Source organism: Streptomyces sp. NPDC006798 (assembly GCF_040635975.1).
GTDB lineage: Bacteria > Actinomycetota > Actinomycetes > Streptomycetales > Streptomycetaceae > Streptomyces.
Genome location: NZ_JBEYIS010000002.1, coordinates 99,352 through 116,135, shown reverse-complemented (window position 1 = coordinate 116,135; position 16,784 = coordinate 99,352). Strand labels below are relative to the sequence as shown.

Sequence of the window (16,784 nt, the reverse complement as noted above, 5' to 3'; positions counted from 1 at the left end):
GACTGTCACTCCTTGGGGTTGAGCACGTCCGTGCCCAACCCGCCCGACGCCGTCGTTCCGTAGCGTCACGGCCGGACGGAGCGGCGTCGCATCCAGGGTTTCGGCCTTGGGGGCGGCAGATGAAGGAGGTGACTGTCGCCTTGCCGGACGGGAACCGGGAAACAGCGGCTGACCTGCGGATCGTCCCTGGGCCCTCGCCCCAGGGCGACGAGGGTTTCGGGTCCTTGCTGCGGCGGCTGCGGACCGAACGCGGTCTCTCACTTGCCGATCTCGCCGCCCGCGCGCACTACAGCCGGGGTTACATCAGCAAGGTCGAGACCGGTCAGAAGCCCGTCACGCACGGGTTCGCGCTCTGCTGCGATCAGGCGCTGGACGCGGGCGGGCGGCTGTTGGCGCTGGCTCCGGGACCGGGCGCGACGGGCCGGGGCGCGGGCCCGTGCCCGTATCCGGGGCTCGCGGCCTTCCGCGCGGAGGAGGCGGGGTGGTTCTTCGGCCGGGAGCGGGTCACCGCCGAACTCGTCGCCCGGCTCGCGGAGAAGCTGCGGCCTTACGCGGCAGGCGCGGACCCGGAACGGCCGGGCCCCGCCATCCCCACCCCCCGCGCCGACCGCACCGACCGCGCCGACAGCACCGTTCCCGCCGACCGCGCCGGAGAGTTCTCCGGCCCCGTGGTCGTCGTCGGCCCTTCCGGTGCCGGGAAGTCGTCCCTGCTCCACGCCGGGCTGCTGCCCGCCGTGGCCCGGGGCGCCCTGCCCGCCGCCGGTTCCCGCGAGTGGCCGGTGGTCACCCTCACCCCCACCGCGCACCCTCTGCACGCCCTCGCGCGGGCGGTCGCGGAAGCGTACGACCCCGCCACCGCCGGCAGTTCGGGCGGCAGGCGAGCCCCCGGGCTCGGTCTCACCCCCGACGCCGCCCTCCGCGCGCTCCACGACGGCACGTTCGCGGCGGCCTTACGGAACGCCTCGCACACCCGCCCGGAACACAGTCCCGGACTGCTGATCGTCGCGGACCAGTTCGAGGAGGTCTTCACCCTCTGCCCCGACCCGGCCGAACGCCGCCGGTTCATCGCCGCCCTCTGCGACCCGGCCCTCCCCGCTCACCGCGTCCTCGTCGTCCTCGGCGTCCGCGCCGACTTCTACGGCCGCTGTCTCGAACACCCCGAACTCGTCGCCGCCCTGCGCCACGGCCAGTTGCCGCTCGGCCCGATGAGCCCCGCCGAACTGCGTACGGCGATCACCGGCCCCGCCGAGCGGACCGGGCTGACCCTCGAACCCGGTCTGGTGGAGGTGCTGCTGCGGGATGCCGGGGTGGACGACGGCCATCCCGGCGGCGGCCCGGGCGGTCATCCCGGCGGCGGCGCCCACGCCCTGCCGCTGACGGCGCACGCCCTGCTGACGACCTGGCAGCAGCGGGACGACGAGGACCGGATGACGGTGGCCGCGTACCACCGCACCGGCGGGATCCGGGGCGCGGTCGCCGCCAGCGCCGAGCGGGTGTACGAGCGCCTCGGCGCGGCGGACCGCGCGACCGCGCGCCAACTTCTGCTGAGCCTGGTCCGGGTGGGAGACGTGGGAGAGGCGGGTGAGACGGGTGACGGTACGCGGGGCGGCGGCGGGCACCACGACACCCGCCGCCGGGTGGGCCACGACCGGCTGCGGTCCCCGCTGCCCGACCCGGACGGCGCCGAGAGCGTACTGGCCGCCTTCGCCGGTGCCCGGCTGCTGTCGCTCGGCACGGAGGGTGTGGAGCTGACCCATGAGGCGCTGCTGTACGCCTGGCCCCGGCTGAGGGCCTGGATCGACGCGGACCGGGACCGCCTCCGGGGCCGTCAGCGGCTGGTGGAGTCGGCCGAGGCGTGGGAGAGGGCGGGCCGGGACCCGGCGCTGCTCTACCGGGGCGCCCAGCTCGAACTCGCCGTCGAGTGGGCCGGACCCACCGCCGCCGCCGCCGCCGCAGCAGCCACGAAAACCACCACCACCGCCACGGAAACCACGACCACGGAAACCACCTCCACGAAGACCGCCGCCACCCCCGAGGCCCGCTTCCTCGCCGCGTCCCTCGCCCACCGAGACGCCGAGGCCGCCACGCGCCGCCGCCGGACCCGGAGGCTCCGCCAACTCGTCTCGGCGCTCTCCGCCCTCTCCGTCCTCACCTGCGCCGCCACGACCTTCGCGTTCCTCCAGCGGTCCGCCGCCATCGCCGAACGCGACGCGTCCGCCGCCCAAGTGGCCGTCGACCAGGCCGAACGGATGCGCCAGGTCGACCCGTCGCAGGCGATGCGGCTGAGCCTGGCCGCGTACCGCCTGGTCCGTACCCCCGCGACCCGGGGCGCGCTCCTCGCCTCATCCGGCAGCCTCTACTCCACCCGGGCCGGACGGCACCACTGGACCGTCAACCGGCTCGCCTTCACCGGAAACACCCTGGTCAGCGCGGGCGACGAAGGGACTGTCCGGCTGACCGACACCCGGGATCCCAGCCGTCCCCGGACGACCGCCGTGGTCCAGGAGCCCCGGCCGGGGACGCGTACCGCGACCAGCTCCGACGGCAGGCTGCTGGCCTCCGGCGGCGACGACGGCGTGGTCCGGGTCCGGGTCCTGGACGCCGGCCGGCGGCTCGACTACGCCGTCCCGACCGGCGCGCCCGTCCGCGCCCTGGCGTTCCATCCGCACGGGCACACCCTCGCGGTCGGCGGCGAGGACGGCTCGGTAAGGGTCTGGGGGCTCGACGCGACCGGGGTCCACTCGCCCCGGAGCGCGCGGACCCGCGACACCCATCGCGGGCCGGTCAACGCGATCGCGTTCCGTCCCGACGGCGACACCCTCGCCTCCGCCGGTGACGACCGCACCGTCCGGCTGTGGCGGCTGCCGTTCATGTCCGGCCCGCTGCGTCCGGCCGGAGTGCTCGACGGGCATCGCGCCCAGGTCCGTACGGTCGCCTTCGCACCCGATGGAAAGCTGCTGGCCAGCGGTAGTTTCGACCGTACGGTACGGCTTACTCCGCTCACCGACCCGGCACCGCCGCCGGACCACGACGCACGGAACCCGTTCCATCTCACCCCCGACCCGGTACCCGGCCGGGCCCGGCAGCTCACCGGCCACCAGGGGCTCGTCAACAGTGTCGCGTTCCGGGCCGACGGGCGGCAGCTCGCCAGCGCCGCCGACGACCAGACGACCCGGCTGTGGGACGTGGCGTCGGGCCGTCAGACCCTGGCGCTGCCGCAGCCGAACCCGGTGCGTTCGGTGGCGTACGGGCCCGGCGGCGGGACGCTCGCCACCGGCGACGACGAAGGGCTGCTGCTGCTGTGGCATCTGCCGCCGCCGGTACTGCTCGGACCGCCGGGCGGCATCCCGGTCGTCCACGCCCCGCCCGGGCCGCACGCCGGAAAGCTGCTGGTCACCGGCGGCGGGGACGGCACTGTACGGCTCTGGCGCACGGCGGGCGGCAGGCCCGCCCGGGGGCCGGACGCGGAACGCCCCGTGGCCGTACTGCGCGGCCACACCCGGACGGTCACGGCCCTGCACACCGACGGATCGGGCCGGCTCCTGGTCTCCGGCGGCGACGACGGGACGGCCCGGCTCTGGGACATCCGCGACCCGGCCCGCCCGGTCGCCCTCGGCCGGATCGACCAGCACCGGGACATGGTGTACGCGACCGTACTCAGCCGGGACGGCGAACTCCTCGTCACCGGGGGCGAGGACCACCGGGCCCGGGTCTGGGACGTCTCCGACCCGCGCCGCCCGGTCGCCCTGGCCACCCTCAACCGGCACACCGACCGGATCAACGGCCTCGCCCTCGGCGGCCCCGGCGACCGCACCCTCGCCACCGTCGGTGGCGACTACCAGGCCCGGATCTGGGACCTGCGCGATCCCCGGCGCCCCGTGCCGCTCGCGGTCCTGCCGCACCCGAACCAGGTCAACCGGGCCGCGTTCTCGCCCGACGGGCGCTATCTGGCGACGACCAACGACGACCGCCGGGTCCGGATCTGGGACCTCACCGACGTCGAAGGACCCGACCCGGCGCCCGCCGCCGTACTCGTCGGCCACCGGGAGGCGTCCCGGGAAGTCGCGTACTCACCGGACGGCGGCACGCTGGTGACCACGAGCGACGACCGTACGGCCCAGCTCTGGCAGGTCACGGACCCGGCCCGCCCGGTCCCGCTCACCCCGCTGTCGGGCCATACGGCTCCGGTGACGGGCGCCGCGTTCGCCCCGGACGGCCGGTCCCTGGTGACATCCGGCCCGGACTCGGCGATCCGCTTCTGGAGCCATGACGTCGCGTCGGTCATCCACCGCATCTGCGCGCTGGACGGCCCGGGCCTGAGCCGCGACGAATGGCCGGACCACTTCCCGTCCCAGCCGTTCCGCGAGTCCTGCGCGCCCTGACAGGTTCCTCGCGGAACCCTCAGCGCCTCGGCCCTCCTGGGCGTCGCCCCGAACTACCCGGGTCGCGCCCGGCGGGCTGCTGTTGCCGGCGGTCCGCGGACCGCCGGTGGCCGGGCGCGGTCGCCCGACAACACTCGCCTCGCTGAGCGGGTGGCGTGGGCCTCACTCGAAGAGCCGAGGCGCTGGGGGTCCCCCCATTGCCGAAGGTATAGGGGGCGGAACCGCGCGACCAGCCACAGACGGCACGCGGTCGAAAACTCCTCCGGAGGAGGCACCACCCCCCGGGGGCGGGCGGAGTTCGAGGGAGGCGGGCCCCGCCACGGGGGCCGTTAGGGTGAAGGGGCGTAGAAGGCGCAGATCACCAGGGGGACGAACCGTCGATGACACACGCCGCCGAGACGTTTCAGCCCTTGCAGCCGGACGACCCCCGGCTCGTCGCCGGGTACCGGATCGCCGCCCGGCTCGGTGCCGGTGGCATGGGGCGGGTGTATCTGTCGCATACCGACGGCGGCCGCCCGGTCGCGATCAAGGTGGTGCGGCCGGAGCTGGCCGACGCCCCGGCGTTCCGGCAGCGGTTCCGGCGGGAGATCACCGCGGCGCGCCGCGTCCGGGGCGCGTACACCGCCGAGTTGATCGACGCCGACGCGGACGGTACGCCGCCGTGGCTGGCCACCCTCTACGTGCCCGGCCCGTCGCTCACGCAGGCCGTCGCGCGGCGCGGCCCGCTGCCGCCGCGCGCCGTGCTGTGGCTGATGGCGGGGGTGGCCGAGGCGCTGGAGGCCATTCACGCTGCGGGGATCGTGCACCGCGATCTGAAGCCGTCGAATGTGCTGCTGGCGTCGGACGGGCCGAGGGTGATCGACTTCGGTATCTCGTTGGCGTCGGACGTGACGTCGTACACGGTGACGGGTTCGGCGGTGGGTACCCCGTCGTTCATGGCGCCCGAACAGGCGTCCGCGGGGGATGTCACGGCGGCGACCGATGTCTTCGCGCTCGGGCAGACGGCGGCGTTCGCGGCGCTCGGCGAGCCGTTGTACGGGGACGGCCCTTCGGTCAGTGTGCTGTACCGGATCGTGCACTCGGAGCCCGAGCTCTCCCGGCTGCCTGAGGAACTGCGGCCGTTGATCGCCCGCTGTCTCGCGGCCGAACCGGCGGACCGGATCACTCCGGCGGAGATCGTCGCCTGGTGCCGCCGTCATCTGGCGGACGGCGCGGGGGCGGACGGGGCCGAAGGGACCGCCGGTGGCGCGGGCGGCCCGGCGATTTGGCGGGAGGTGGCCGGTCCGGAGGCGGCGGTTCCGGCGCCGGTACCGCAGGAGACGGCGATCGGCACGCTGCCGTTCGGGGTCCACCCGCCGGCCGCGAATCCGGCATCGGTGGACGAAGAGGGTGCGCGCAAGGCCCGTCGCCGCCGGAGGGCGCTGTTCACGGCGGCTTCGGTGGCCGCGGGCGCGCTCACGCTGGCAGGCGTGATCTGGGGCGGCTATCAGACGCTGGACCGGCTCCGGGACCAGGAGCGGAAGGAGTCCGCTTCCCAGCGGTCGGCCGGACCTCTGGAGACCGGTGAGAAGAGCGGCGTATCAGCGTCGCCGGATACCTCGAAGCCCGGCTCCGGGAAGGCCGCCGCCGACACGGGCGGAGGCACCGGAACCGGAACCGGAACCGGAACCGGAGGCACCGGCACCGGCACCCGGGACGACGGCTGGGCGTGGGAGACCGACGCCGTACCGGGGAAGCCGCGACCGATCGCGCACCCCATGGTCTGGTTCGACCGCAAGAACTCCGTGAGTTTCACCGAGCCGGTCACCCGTGAGGACCGCCGAGGAGATATGCGGCTCACGTGCCGGGCGGCCAGTTGCGCCCTGGAGAGCGACCGCAGTGTCTTCGTCATGGTGTACGGGGACCCGGGCACGGGCCCCGGCAAGTGCCGGGCCATGCTCGCCCAGGGCGGCGAGAAGCGCCTTCCGCTGGCCGCCGCGGCGGCCGGGAGCGAGATCTGTGTCAAGCACCCCTCGGGGGACATCGGGTTGCTCGTCCTCCAGGTGAAGTCGACCGCGATGCCGGAGCACGCCTTCGTCACCGCGGATCTGACGGTGTGGCGGGCCGAGGGGGCGTAAGCCGCCCGCCCGGCCCGAGTTGCCCGCCCGGCCCGAGTTGCCCGGCCGACCCGAGCCGCCCGCCCGATCTGCCCCGCCCGGTCACCCGCCCAGGGTGATCGACTTCAGTGCGCCCAGCGCCGTCACCGGGAGCAGGTACCCGCCCCGCCCCTCTTTCCAGCGCGCCATCACGATGCCCGCGAGCGCGCCCGTGCTGGTGAACGCCGGCGCCCCGCCGAGTCCGTTGACGATGTCCCCGGCGACCCGCAGCCGGTCGCCGGTCCGGCCGGTGATGTCCAGCAGACAGGAGAACCGGCCGTCGGCGGCAAAGGCGCTGACCAGCAGTTGGCGGCCGGGGGTGAACCGGCCGTCGAGCGTCAGAGGATGCTCCGAGAGGGGCACGGGCGAGTCGAGCCGGAGTACCGCGAGCGGCGGGCCGCCCTCGTACAGGGACTCCTGGTTCGTCTCGGCCGTGATCTCGACCGGGGTCGCCGATACCCATTCGCCGGTGGCCGACTGCACCCTCGGGCCGCCGAAGCGGTCCTTGAGCTGCTGGAGCACATAGCTGACCGTCACCACCGTGGTGGGGTCGAGCAGCAGTCCGTTGCCGAGGTGCCGTTGGTCGTCGGAGATCCGGACGCTCCGGGCGAAGACGAACTCCTCGTCCACCTGCCAGCCGTCGGTGACCGTCGTGTTGACGACGTTGTACGTGTTGTACTGCTGGCCGCCGACGTCACCCGTCCACCAGGCGGAGGCCGTACGGTCCTCCCCGACGTAGCCGTCCTCCCCGGAAGCAGGGCTCCGTACCACCTCCGGCAGCCGCCGGGCCGGATCGGGGGCCTGCTCATCGGGCTGGTCCTCGTCCGCGGCTTCGGCCTCGGCGAGCTGACGTTCCAGCTGTTCGCACCGTTCCTCCGCCTGCTGGTGCAGAGCCCGGACCCGGGTCAGCTCGTCCTCCAGCGCCTGGATCTCCTGCCGCAGCCGGTCGTATTCGCCCGCCGGGCCCGCCGGGGTGTCGTCCAGCGGGTCCGGCGACGGCTCGAAGGGCATCGCCTGGAGTTCCCGGAACCGCATCTGGAGGTCCCGGAGCCGCTGTTCGCGGTCGTGCAGGGTGTCCTCCAGCCAGCGCTCCCGGGTGGCGGCGCGCTGGGCCTCCCGGTCCGCGTCGGCCAGCCTCCGCTCCAGCAGCCGGGCCCGGTGGACCGGGCTGCGGCCGCTCTCCAGCGCCGAGTTGTAGAGGTCCTTGAAGAGTTCGAGGGCTTCCCGGGTGGGGACGGTACCGCGCCGTTCGGCCACGTCGTGCAGCAGATGGAGCACGAACTCCCACGGCGGTACGCGGCGTCCGCCGAGGTAGCGGGAGACGGTGGCGGAGTCGTAGGAGCGGCGGACCGCGTACCGCCGGACCGAGACGCCCAGATCCGCGAAGAGTTCCCGTAACGCGCCCGCCAGCGCCGCGACCTCGGGTGCCGTGTCGTCGTCCATCGGCTTGAGTCCGGTCATGGTGTCGCCGTCGCCCCCCGTCCTCACCGCGTCCTGGCCGGGTGCTGCCGATCGGCCGGCAGCACCGTTGCGCCTGCCGCAGCACCGCGCCGTTCCGCGAGTCTGGGGTCATCGTCCCAGACACCGCGGATCAGGAATCAGGAATCAGAAACGGGGACATCGTCATGTCTCGTCACCACCGCCCGCCCGGCACCCGCCCGGCCTGCGGCGCCCCGCAGGGCCGGTGCCGCCATGTGCACGGGGAGGGATGAGCCCGTACGCCTCCGGAGGCGTACGTGACCGCAGGCGTACGGCCCGTCCCCGCGTCCGGAGTCGTACGGGCCCGCCCGTACGACCGCCCGGCGCCCCGCGCCCTCAGAGCCCGAGCCGGACCGGTTCCGCCGGGGCGCCCCCGGCCAGCAGGGCCGTCAGCGGGGTCGCCAGGTCGCGCGGGGCGAAGAGATCCGTACCGTCGTACGAGGCGATCTCGCGCAGCGGCCACCACCGCAGCCCGGTGACGTTCTCCGCGGCGAGTTCGGCCGCCGACAGGGTGCCGCGCGGCTCGAACGCGGCGGTGCGGACGAGAAAGAAGTCATTGATCACGCCGTCGTGGCCCCTGGCGTGCCCCGGGGCCACGACCTCCTGATGCCAGACGTGCGGCGGCTCGCCGTCCACCACGAGCCCGACCTCTTCCCGCAGCTCGCGGCGGAGCGCTTCGAGCAGGCTCTCGCCGGGCTCGATCTTCCCGCCGGGAGCCGCCCAGACCACCATTCCCGGCGGCTCGCGGATCGCGAACCGGCAGAGCAGGACGCGCTCGTCCTCGTCGACGATCAGAGCACGGGCGGCATGACGCAGCTTCACGGAGACCATCGCATCACGCTAACCTCCGCCTCCGCCTCCGCCTCCGCCTCCCGCCGGAACCCCCGTCCCGCTCAGGGTGAGTTCGCACCGCCCGTCGTCCCCGCAGCGCCGCCGCAGCCGCCCCCGGGACAGGGTCTGCGCCAGACCGACCGCCCAGCACATCGGGCAGCCGCGCAGCGCCAGCAGCCCCACCGGGGCCAGCAGCAGACTCCACGGGCCGAGCGGCGGCAGCAGCAGTACGGACCCGGCCAGCGCGCCGAACCCGGCCGCGCCCCGGGCCAGATGGCGGGGGACCGTACGGCTGGAGAAGTCCCCCTTCCGCCGCTCGTCGCCGTCAGACATCGGAACCACCTCGCGGGTCGCCCCCTTCGAGCGACTGCCGGACGGCGGCCCTGGCCCGGTGCAGCCGCGACTTCATCGCCGCGGTGCTCAGCCCGAGGGCGTCGGCGGTCATCCGCCCGCTGTACCCCTGCACGTCCCGCATGATCAGCACCTGCCGTTGGTCGGCCGGGAGTTCGGAGACGGCCCGCGCGACGAGTTCGGCCTCCAGCCGCCGCAGTACGTCCTCCTCGAACGACGGGACGGGCGCGTCGTCGGGCACGGGACCGGGCCCCCGGACCATCAGCCGGGCCCGGCGCAGACACTCGTTCCGTACGATCCGGAACATCCAGGACGCCAGCGCGCCCGAGGCCCGCAGCATCCCGATCTTCCGGTAGAGGATGATCAGCGCCTCCTGCGCGGCGTCCTCCGCGTCCTGCGGGGTGGCGCACAGGGAGTGCGCGAACCGCCGTACGTGCGGATGCGAGCCGGTCAGCAACGCGGCGACGGCCTCCTCGTCGCCGTCCCGGGCGGCGTCGACCAGCAGCTCACCGGGCCAGCCGGGGTCAGCCACGACGGCTCCCGTTCCGCCGCAGCCGCAGGATGAGCAGGCAGGAGCAGACGAGTACCGCCGCCGCGCCGCCGATGACGAGTGCCGTGGTCATGACCACCTCCGGTTCCGTACGGCCCGTGCGTCCGTACGCCCATGAGAGGCACGCTGCCCGCGGAAGGATTCAACCGGCCCGTGACGGATCCGGCGGCCCGGGGAGACGCAGGTCACACCGGGCCCTGTCACATTCCCGTGCTCCACCGAGTCATGTGAGTACAGGCACGACAACGACAGAGGAGCACATGATGGAAGCCCGGCTGAACCTCTTCGGCAGCCCCGTCGCGGCGAAGACCCTGAAGCACCTGGTGAGCGCGGGCAGGGCGATCACCCCGGCGGATCTGTCCGTCACCCTCCAGGAGCTGGTCAGGATCCGCGTCAGCCAGATCAACGGCTGCGGGATGTGCCTCGACATCCACACCAAGGAGGCCATCGCGGCCGGTGAGGACCCGACCCGACTCCACCTGATCGCGGCCTGGCGCGAGGCCACGGTCTTCACCGACGCGGAGCGCGCCGCCCTCGAACTCGCCGAGGAGGGCACCCGGATCGCCGACGCGGGCGGCGGCGTCTCGGACGAGGTATGGGCGAACGCGGCCAAGCACTTCGACGAGGAGCAGTTGGCGGCGCTGGTCGGCACGATCGCCCTGATCAACGCCTTCAACCGGCTGAACGTCATCCTCCGCCAGCCGGCGGGCGACTACGTCGTGGGCCAGTTCGGCTGAGCCGGTCACCCGGTACGGAGACCGCCGCCACGCTCCCGGCGGCGGCCTCCCGGGCCCGCCGTTAGGTGACGGTGGTACGGATCGCCCGGCGGGCGTCGGCCTCCACGGCCAGCGGATCCGCCCCGGCGGCGATCCGCCGGAAGGCTTCCACCCGCCAGTCGAGGGGCAGCCGCAGAATCCGCCGCGCCAGCTCAGGCGCGTCGACACCCCGCAACTCCGCATACCCCGGCATCGGCGGCAGCGCGCCCTTCCCCGCGTACGCCGCGGCCAACGCGACGGCCTCACCGAAGGCCAGCCGCCCCCGGGTCCTGGCACCGTAATGAGCCTCCCGCAGCACGGCCGCCCGCCAGGCCGCCGGAAGCCCCGCCCACCGGTCCAGTAACCCGACAGCCGCCTCCGCGTCCCCGGTACGGTCCGGATCCGCCTCCGCCCACCGCCCCGCCCCCACCGGATCACAGAGCCCGGCGAAATACGCCACATCCATCACCAGACCCGCGATCCGGGGCCCGTACTCCTCCGCCCGGTCCGCATGCGGCCACGCCCGCCCCAGCGCACGGCTGTCCGCCACACACCACCCCAACGCGGCCCGCGTATACCCGGGCAGGGCGTCCCTGACGACCGAAGACATCACCGCACCCCGCACCAAAGGCCCCACCCGCCCCGCCAACCGCACCACCACCGACCACTCCCGCACCCGCCAACACCCCAACACGTCCAACGCCCCACGAACCTCGTCCAAGCCCTGCTGGCGAAGTCCGTGGTTCAGCGTCAGTGGACTCGTCACCGGACACACCCCTTTCGCCGGGCGACGTCTCCGCCCGGACCGTAGTGAGGTGATCGTCGCGGGAAGGGTCACGGCCCGACAGGGACGTAACGTCCTAGTTTGGGAACCCTAGTTGGATACGCCGAGGAATTCGGCGATCCGGCGCAGGCCGTGAGGTGTCCGGCCTCCGGCCTGGAGATCTTTGACGATGGTGACCGCCAGGGTGTGATGCCGTATCCAGGCGGGGGCGATGCTGTGGAGCCGTTCCAGCGCCGCGACCGCGCCTTCGGGGTTGCCCAGGTCGGCATGGGCCCGGGCCACGTCGAGGAGGAGCCAGGTGTGCCAGGAACGCGGGGTGTCCGCGTCGAGGCGGATGCCCTTCGCGAGGGTCAGCGCCTCTGCGGGGCGGGCGTGCTGGACGGCGAGACGGACGCGTTCGATACGTACCGACGAGGGGCTGAACACGGAGACCATCCGGGCGTCGGCCGGGGAAGGCAGTACGGCGAGCCGCCGGGTGGCGTGTTCGGCTTCGAGCATCATCCGGTTCGCGGTGTCGTAGTCCCCGCGCCGGGCCGCACTGGTCGCGGCGGACATCACCAGGCCGCCCCACACCCGGACCTGCTCGACCGAGCTGCCCGGGACCTTCTCGACCGCGTCGGCCGCGCGGACCGCCAGGTGTTCGGCGTCGTCCAGCCGGTTCTGCCGCTGGTAGTTCCAGGCCACGGAGTTGCTGATCATCGGCGCCAGCAAGGGATCGTCCGAATCCCCGGCGGCGCCTATGGCCCGTTCGAGCGCCGAGAGCGCCAGATCCGTCTTTCCCAGCCGGATCGCCAGATGGCCCGCGAGCTGGAGGGCTTTGCCCAATGCCGTCTGCCCCGATGCCCGGTCCTCGGCCCGGCCGACGGACGACGCGAAGCGGGCGTCGGCGACGATCCCCGGCAGTGCGTCCATGAGCCGGCCGAACTCGGCGTCGTGGTACAGGGTCCACCCGGCGGCGATCTCCCGCCGGAGCAGCGGGAGGGAGAGCGCTTCGACCGCGTTCGGCTCCGGCGGCGGCGCGAACAGGGGCGGCATGACGGCCCGGCGGACGGCGACCAGTCGCGGAGGGTCAGCCTCCCCGGTCGACGGCACCCCCGGCGGATCCCCGAGCAGGCTCGTCAGCTCCACGCCCAAGCCGTGGGCGAGCGCGTGCAGGGTGGGCAGCCGCGCGCTGTGTTTGCGCTGCTGTTCGAGCTTTCTGACCACGTCGACGGAGATGCCCGCCCGCTCCGCGAGGGCTTCCTGAGTGAGACCGGCGATCCGGCGGAGGCGGGCGAGCCGCTCCCCGAGGTGCTCAACAGCCATGCGCCCGAGGGTACGCCCGCGTCGCGCGCACGGGCCGCGCCCTCCGGCGACGGCCCGAAAACCGGTGGAGCCGGGGCCGCCGGGCGCCGTACCGTGCCGACGTTCCCAGCCGCCCGCGTGAGGACGTGCCGTTGTACACCGTGTGAGACCTCCCAAGCGCTGATCTGTCGCGCGTCGCCGCTGTGCGCCGCGCCGCTTCTTGCTGCGGATTTCTCACGGGAACCGGTGTATCTCTGTGCTCGAAAACTGGGTGGTCACCCCCACCTGTCTGCCGCTCGTCCGCCGCCGCTGCCATGCGTGCGGCTCCGAACGCTTCCGGGCGAACGGCAAGTTCCGTGTCAACGCCCACCACAAACTCCTCGACGTCTGGCTCCTGGTGCTCTGCACCGGCTGCGGGACCACCGCCAAGCTCACGGTCCTGGAGCGGACGAATGTCCGCGCCGTACGCCCCGGGCTGCTGGACCGGCTGCATGCCAATGACCCCGGCCTGGCCGCCGAACTGCTCCAGGACCCGGGCGTACGGCGCCGGAACCGGATCGCCCTCGACTGGGACGGCGCCTGGCGGCTCGACACCGGCGGACCGGCCGACCCCGACCGGGAGGTGATCGATGTCGAGGTCCGGTTCGGGGCCCGGATCCCGGTCCGGCTGATCGCCGAGGGCTGCGGGCTGCCACGGGCCGAGGTCGAACGGCTCGTCGAGGAGGGGAAGCTCGTCTCGGCGGTCCGGCTGGGCGGCAGGCTCACCGGCGCCTTCGGCTTCACGCTCAAACGCTGAGCGCCTGACCCCTGACCCCTGACCCCTGACCACTGACCCCCGGCCCCTGAGCCCCGGATACCGGGGCCGTCCGGTGCGACTCCGCCGGACGGCCCCGGAACCCGATGGCCCCGAGGCCGTGGCCGTGCGAGCCTGCCCGTGTCGGCGGTCGACGGAGGTGGCGGTGCGATGGAGCGGGACGAAGCCCTGCGGCAGTTGAACGAGCTGGCGTGGGACGGGGTGTGCGGCATCCCCGCCGGGTCCCACCGGCTCATCCGGGCCGGTTTCGACGCGCTGCTCGCGGTCATCGACTCCCCCTCGCTCCCCCTCCTGGCCGGGCTGCTCCGGCGTGAGGAGCCCGAGGCCCGGGCCCTGTTCGAGCAGGTGCTCGACGAGTTGGGGCTGCGCTGGGAGCCGCCCGCCGACCCCGTGGCGGCGCATTGGGCGATGGCCGAGCGTGTCGCCGCGCAGATCGCCGACGGGACGCTCGCCCCCGCCTTCGGTGCCCGTCTCTTCTCCTGGGAGATCGCCCCGAAGCCCTGCGCTTTCCCGAACCGCTGGGCGAACTGGTGGCCTGCGGCATGGAGGTCGTCGATCCCGAAAGGGTGTGGGCCGACTCCGACGAGGAACTCCGCCGGGAGACCGTGGCGGCGGCCGAGAAGTTCCTCGCCTCGCGCCGGGCCGGGGGCGCCGGGGTCTGACGCCCTGCCGGTCAGCCCGTGCGCCGGGCGCGCCTCATCGCTCGTACCCCCACGGCCGTGCCGATCCCGCCCGTGAGTATCGCCGCGTACGCCCCGCCCAGGCCGTTGCCCGTACCGAGGCCGCCGTCCGCGGTGGCCGCGACCACGGCGCCGAGCGCCATACCGCCCAGGCCCGCCGCGACGGCGAGTCCCGCCCCCAGCCTCCCCGTCGTCGTGCCGAGCCGGGCCGTGGGGCGGGCCAGCGCCAGACAGGCGACGGCGATCGCCGCCAGCCCCAGCAGGGCGCCGATGGACGCCCCGGCGCGGCCGAGGCCGAAGTCGGTGATGTCCGCGGCGATCGGCGGGGCCGGGGCATGCGCCGCCGCGGGTGCGGCCGAGACGAGTACTACCAGCAGGGCGGCCGGGACGACGGCGAACGGATGACGGCGGTTCATGAGACGTGCTCCTCGGCCAGCAGGGACGGGACCTTGACGTAACGGGGCGTGACGGGTTCGAGCATGCCTGCCCGGCCCGCTCCCGGTCGTCCGGCGGACGTGGACACTTCGGGCTGCCGCCGATGGCGCGCGAGGGCGCCCGGCTACCACGTACGTGGTAGCCGGGCGCCCTGCCCGAGGAGGACTCGCCGCGGGGCGCCGGGTCGTTAGGGTGCGCGCATGGAGACGGGGGTGTCCGCCCGGTGGAGCCGGTACGGGGACGGGTTCGTCGCCGTCGCCGTGGCGGCGGCGCTGCTGATCACCGGGGCGGCGCGGTACGAGCCGGAGACCGCGCGGGCCGTGACCGGCTTCGTTCTGCTGGCCGTGGGCGGGCTGGCGCTGGCCGCGCGGAGCCGGGCCCCGGTCACCGTGCTGGCGGTCACCGGGCTGTGTGCCGTGGGGCATCAGGCAGCCGGATTCGACGTACCGGCCGTCGCCTATCTGTTCGCCGTGTACGCGGCGGTACGGGCCGGGCATCGAACCGTGTCGATCGTGGCGAGCGTCGCCGTGCTGGCCCTGCTTCCGCTCGCGGCTCTGGCGGCCGGCCCGTACGCCACGGGTGAGGCGTTCGCGCGGGCCCGTGGCGCGCTGGAGATCGCCTGGCTGATCGCGGCGGGCGCGGCGGGCGAGGCGCTGCGGCAGGCCGAGCGGCGGGCCGACGAAGCCGAACGCACCCGTGAGGAGACCGCGCGGCGCCGAGCCGACGAGGAACGGCTTCGGATCGCCCGCGAGTTGCACGATTCCCTCACCCACCAGATCTCCGTCGTCAAGGTGCAGGCCGAGGTCGCCGTGCACACCGCCCGCAGGCGGGGCGAGGAGGTCCCGCCTCCCGTACTGGCTATCCGGGAGGCGGCGCGCGAGGCGACCCGTGAACTGAGAGCAACCCTCGAGGCGTTGCGTGAGGACGGCACCGAACCGCCGCGCGGGCTCGACCAGATACCGGGACTGGTCGAGCAGGCCCGCGGGACCGGTCTGGACGTGACCCTGACCGTCGAGGCGGACCGGCCCGAACTGCCGTCGGCGGTGAGCCGGACCGTCTACCGGATCGTCCAGGAGGCGCTTACCAACGTCGCCCGGCACGCCGGGGCGGCCACCGTCTCCGTCCGGATCGACCGTGGTCCCCGGTCCGTCGTGGTGCTGGTCGAGGACGACGGCAGGGCGGTCCCGGGCGCGGCCCCGGTGCCCGGCCTCGGGCTGCTCGGCATGCGTGAGCGCGTCACCGCCCTCGGCGGGCGGCTGCGGGCGGAGCCGAGGAGCGGAGGCGGCTTCACCGTACGAGCCGAACTCGTCCTGGACGGGGCGCCGTGATCCGGGTCCTGATCGTCGACGACCAGCCGCTGATCCGCGGCGGTTTCCGCGCACTCCTCGATCTGGAGGACGACATCGAGGTGGTCGCCGAGGCCGCCGACGGCGCCGAGGGGCTGCGGCTGGCGCGGGAGAACCTGCCCGATGTGGCGCTCGTCGACATCCGGATGCCGGTCCTCGACGGCATCGCGACGACCCGCCGGATTGCCGCGGATCCCGCCCTGGCCGGGGTACGTGTCGTCATCCTCACCAACTACGGCCTCGACGAATACGTCTTCGACGCGCTGCGCGCGGGCGCCGCCGGGGTCCTGGTCAAGGACATCGTCCCGGAGGACCTTCTGTACGCGGTGCGCGTCGCGGCCCGGGGAGAGGCCCTGCTCGCGCCGTCGATCACCCGGAAGCTGATCGACCGGTACGTCACCCAGCCTCCGCCCGGCCGCACCGCCGGGAGGCTCGCCGAACTGACCACCCGGGAACGCGAGGCCGTCGTCCTGGTCGCACGGGGCCTGTCCAACGGCGAGATCGCCGACCAGATGGTGATCAGCCCACTGACGGCGAAGACGCACGTGAACCGGGCCATGACCAAGCTCCGGGCCCGCGACCGGGCCCAACTCGTCGTCCTCGCCTACGAGACGGGCCTGGTGCGGGCCCAGAACCCCTGACGGCCCCTGACGGCGCCGCGCAAGCGGATCGCGTACGCGGATCCCGCGCGGTTCGGCCCCTGGTCGAGTGCGCCGGGGCGAGGCTCATCAGCCCGTCGAGAAGTCCCCGGCCCCCGCGCGCGGAGGGGAATCCGGGCCCTTCGGTTGTGCGCCACGAGGACGAGACACCAAACGGCCGTCGTCATCGGGGACGACCCCCCGATCGGCCTCCCGGTGCCTTCAGAACGGTGCCGTACGGCGGTTACCTTTCGGTGCGTCGCGTGACGATCATGACCGGGGGCCGCTGTGCACGGCCGCCCCCGGGGTACTCGACCGCA

General features: G+C 74.0%; 13 protein-coding genes. 6 read left to right on the top strand and 7 right to left on the bottom strand.

Features of this window, described 5'->3' with window-relative positions; all coding sequences use genetic code 11:
• Positions 1-128: 128 nt before the first annotated feature.
• Both ABZ714_RS01690 and ABZ714_RS01685 read left to right on the top strand, forming a co-directional pair.
• On the top strand, positions 129-4,382 hold the full coding sequence (locus tag ABZ714_RS01690; RefSeq protein WP_358823107.1) for a helix-turn-helix domain-containing protein: 4,254 nt from the start codon (positions 129-131) through the stop codon (positions 4,380-4,382).
• A gap of 380 nt (positions 4,383-4,762) precedes the next feature.
• Positions 4,763-6,499 carry a serine/threonine-protein kinase gene (locus tag ABZ714_RS01685; protein ID WP_358823106.1) on the top strand — a complete coding sequence of 579 codons (1,737 nt, stop codon included), beginning with the start codon at positions 4,763-4,765 and terminating at the stop codon, positions 6,497-6,499.
• A gap of 81 nt (positions 6,500-6,580) precedes the next feature.
• Here ABZ714_RS01685 and ABZ714_RS01680 read toward each other — a convergent pair whose 3' ends face one another.
• The 4 genes from ABZ714_RS01680 to ABZ714_RS01665 form a co-directional block, all read right to left on the bottom strand.
• The gene (locus ABZ714_RS01680; protein WP_358823105.1) at positions 6,581-7,978 is read right to left on the bottom strand and encodes a hypothetical protein; all 1,398 of its coding nucleotides are present in this window, start codon (positions 7,976-7,978) and stop codon (positions 6,581-6,583) included.
• A gap of 354 nt (positions 7,979-8,332) precedes the next feature.
• The gene (locus tag ABZ714_RS01675) at positions 8,333-8,827 is read right to left on the bottom strand and encodes an NUDIX domain-containing protein (protein WP_358823104.1); all 495 of its coding nucleotides are present in this window, start codon (positions 8,825-8,827) and stop codon (positions 8,333-8,335) included.
• 9 nt (positions 8,828-8,836) lie between these two features.
• Complete coding sequence (locus ABZ714_RS01670) at positions 8,837-9,160, bottom strand: hypothetical protein (RefSeq protein WP_358823103.1); 324 nt, start codon at positions 9,158-9,160, stop codon at positions 8,837-8,839.
• Positions 9,153-9,710, bottom strand: a complete 558-nt coding sequence (locus tag ABZ714_RS01665; RefSeq protein WP_358823102.1) for an RNA polymerase sigma factor — start codon at positions 9,708-9,710, stop codon at positions 9,153-9,155. The genes ABZ714_RS01670 and ABZ714_RS01665 overlap by 8 nt, the downstream gene beginning before the upstream one ends.
• 281 nt (positions 9,711-9,991) lie before the next feature.
• On the opposite strand from ABZ714_RS01665, the gene ABZ714_RS01660 reads away from it, so the two are divergent.
• Entirely contained in the window at positions 9,992-10,465 is a 474-nt protein-coding gene (locus ABZ714_RS01660) for a carboxymuconolactone decarboxylase family protein (protein WP_358823239.1), read from the top strand.
• Between the two features lie 61 nt (positions 10,466-10,526).
• On the opposite strand, the gene ABZ714_RS01655 is transcribed toward ABZ714_RS01660, so the two are convergent.
• Together ABZ714_RS01655 and ABZ714_RS01650 are read right to left on the bottom strand one after the other, a co-directional pair.
• A complete protein-coding gene (locus tag ABZ714_RS01655) occupies positions 10,527-11,033 on the bottom strand; it encodes a hypothetical protein (protein WP_358823101.1) in 507 nt (168 codons plus the stop codon).
• Between the two features lie 324 nt (positions 11,034-11,357).
• Entirely contained in the window at positions 11,358-12,572 is a 1,215-nt protein-coding gene (locus ABZ714_RS01650) for a helix-turn-helix transcriptional regulator (RefSeq protein ID WP_358823100.1), read from the bottom strand.
• 235 nt (positions 12,573-12,807) lie between these two features.
• Here ABZ714_RS01650 and ABZ714_RS01645 point away from each other — a divergent pair, with 235 nt between their 5' ends.
• Complete coding sequence (locus ABZ714_RS01645; RefSeq protein ID WP_358823099.1) at positions 12,808-13,347, top strand: DUF1062 domain-containing protein; 540 nt, start codon at positions 12,808-12,810, stop codon at positions 13,345-13,347.
• Positions 13,348-14,038: 691 nt separating this feature from the next.
• Here the strand turns inward: ABZ714_RS01645 and ABZ714_RS01640 are convergent.
• Positions 14,039-14,461: a DUF6223 family protein gene (locus tag ABZ714_RS01640; protein ID WP_358823098.1), complete on the bottom strand. Its 423-nt coding sequence runs from the start codon at positions 14,459-14,461 to the stop codon at positions 14,039-14,041.
• Between the two features lie 219 nt (positions 14,462-14,680).
• Here ABZ714_RS01640 and ABZ714_RS01635 point away from each other — a divergent pair, with 219 nt between their 5' ends.
• Entirely contained in the window at positions 14,681-15,808 is a 1,128-nt protein-coding gene (locus ABZ714_RS01635; protein ID WP_358823097.1) for a sensor histidine kinase, read from the top strand.
• Positions 15,805-16,467 carry a response regulator transcription factor gene (locus tag ABZ714_RS01630; RefSeq protein WP_358823096.1) on the top strand — a complete coding sequence of 221 codons (663 nt, stop codon included), beginning with the start codon at positions 15,805-15,807 and terminating at the stop codon, positions 16,465-16,467. Before ABZ714_RS01635 ends, ABZ714_RS01630 begins: the two co-directional genes overlap by 4 nt.
• Positions 16,468-16,784 lie beyond the last annotated feature (317 nt).

Excerpts from the sequence above, each read along its gene's own strand:
- ABZ714_RS01640 (WP_358823098.1), bottom strand. The coding sequence starts at position 14,461 with ATGAACCGCCGTCATCCGTTCGCCGTCGTCCCGGCCGCCCTGCTGGTA.
- ABZ714_RS01685 (WP_358823106.1), top strand. The coding sequence starts at position 4,763 with ATGACACACGCCGCCGAGACGTTTCAGCCCTTGCAGCCGGACGACCCC.
- ABZ714_RS01675 (WP_358823104.1), bottom strand. The coding sequence starts at position 8,827 with ATGGTCTCCGTGAAGCTGCGTCATGCCGCCCGTGCTCTGATCGTCGAC.
- ABZ714_RS01670 (WP_358823103.1), bottom strand. The coding sequence starts at position 9,160 with ATGTCTGACGGCGACGAGCGGCGGAAGGGGGACTTCTCCAGCCGTACG.
- ABZ714_RS01635 (WP_358823097.1), top strand. The coding sequence starts at position 14,681 with ATGGAGACGGGGGTGTCCGCCCGGTGGAGCCGGTACGGGGACGGGTTC.
- ABZ714_RS01650 (WP_358823100.1), bottom strand. The coding sequence starts at position 12,572 with ATGGCTGTTGAGCACCTCGGGGAGCGGCTCGCCCGCCTCCGCCGGATC.
- ABZ714_RS01660 (WP_358823239.1), top strand. The coding sequence starts at position 9,992 with ATGGAAGCCCGGCTGAACCTCTTCGGCAGCCCCGTCGCGGCGAAGACC.
- ABZ714_RS01680 (WP_358823105.1), bottom strand. The coding sequence starts at position 7,978 with ATGACCGGACTCAAGCCGATGGACGACGACACGGCACCCGAGGTCGCG.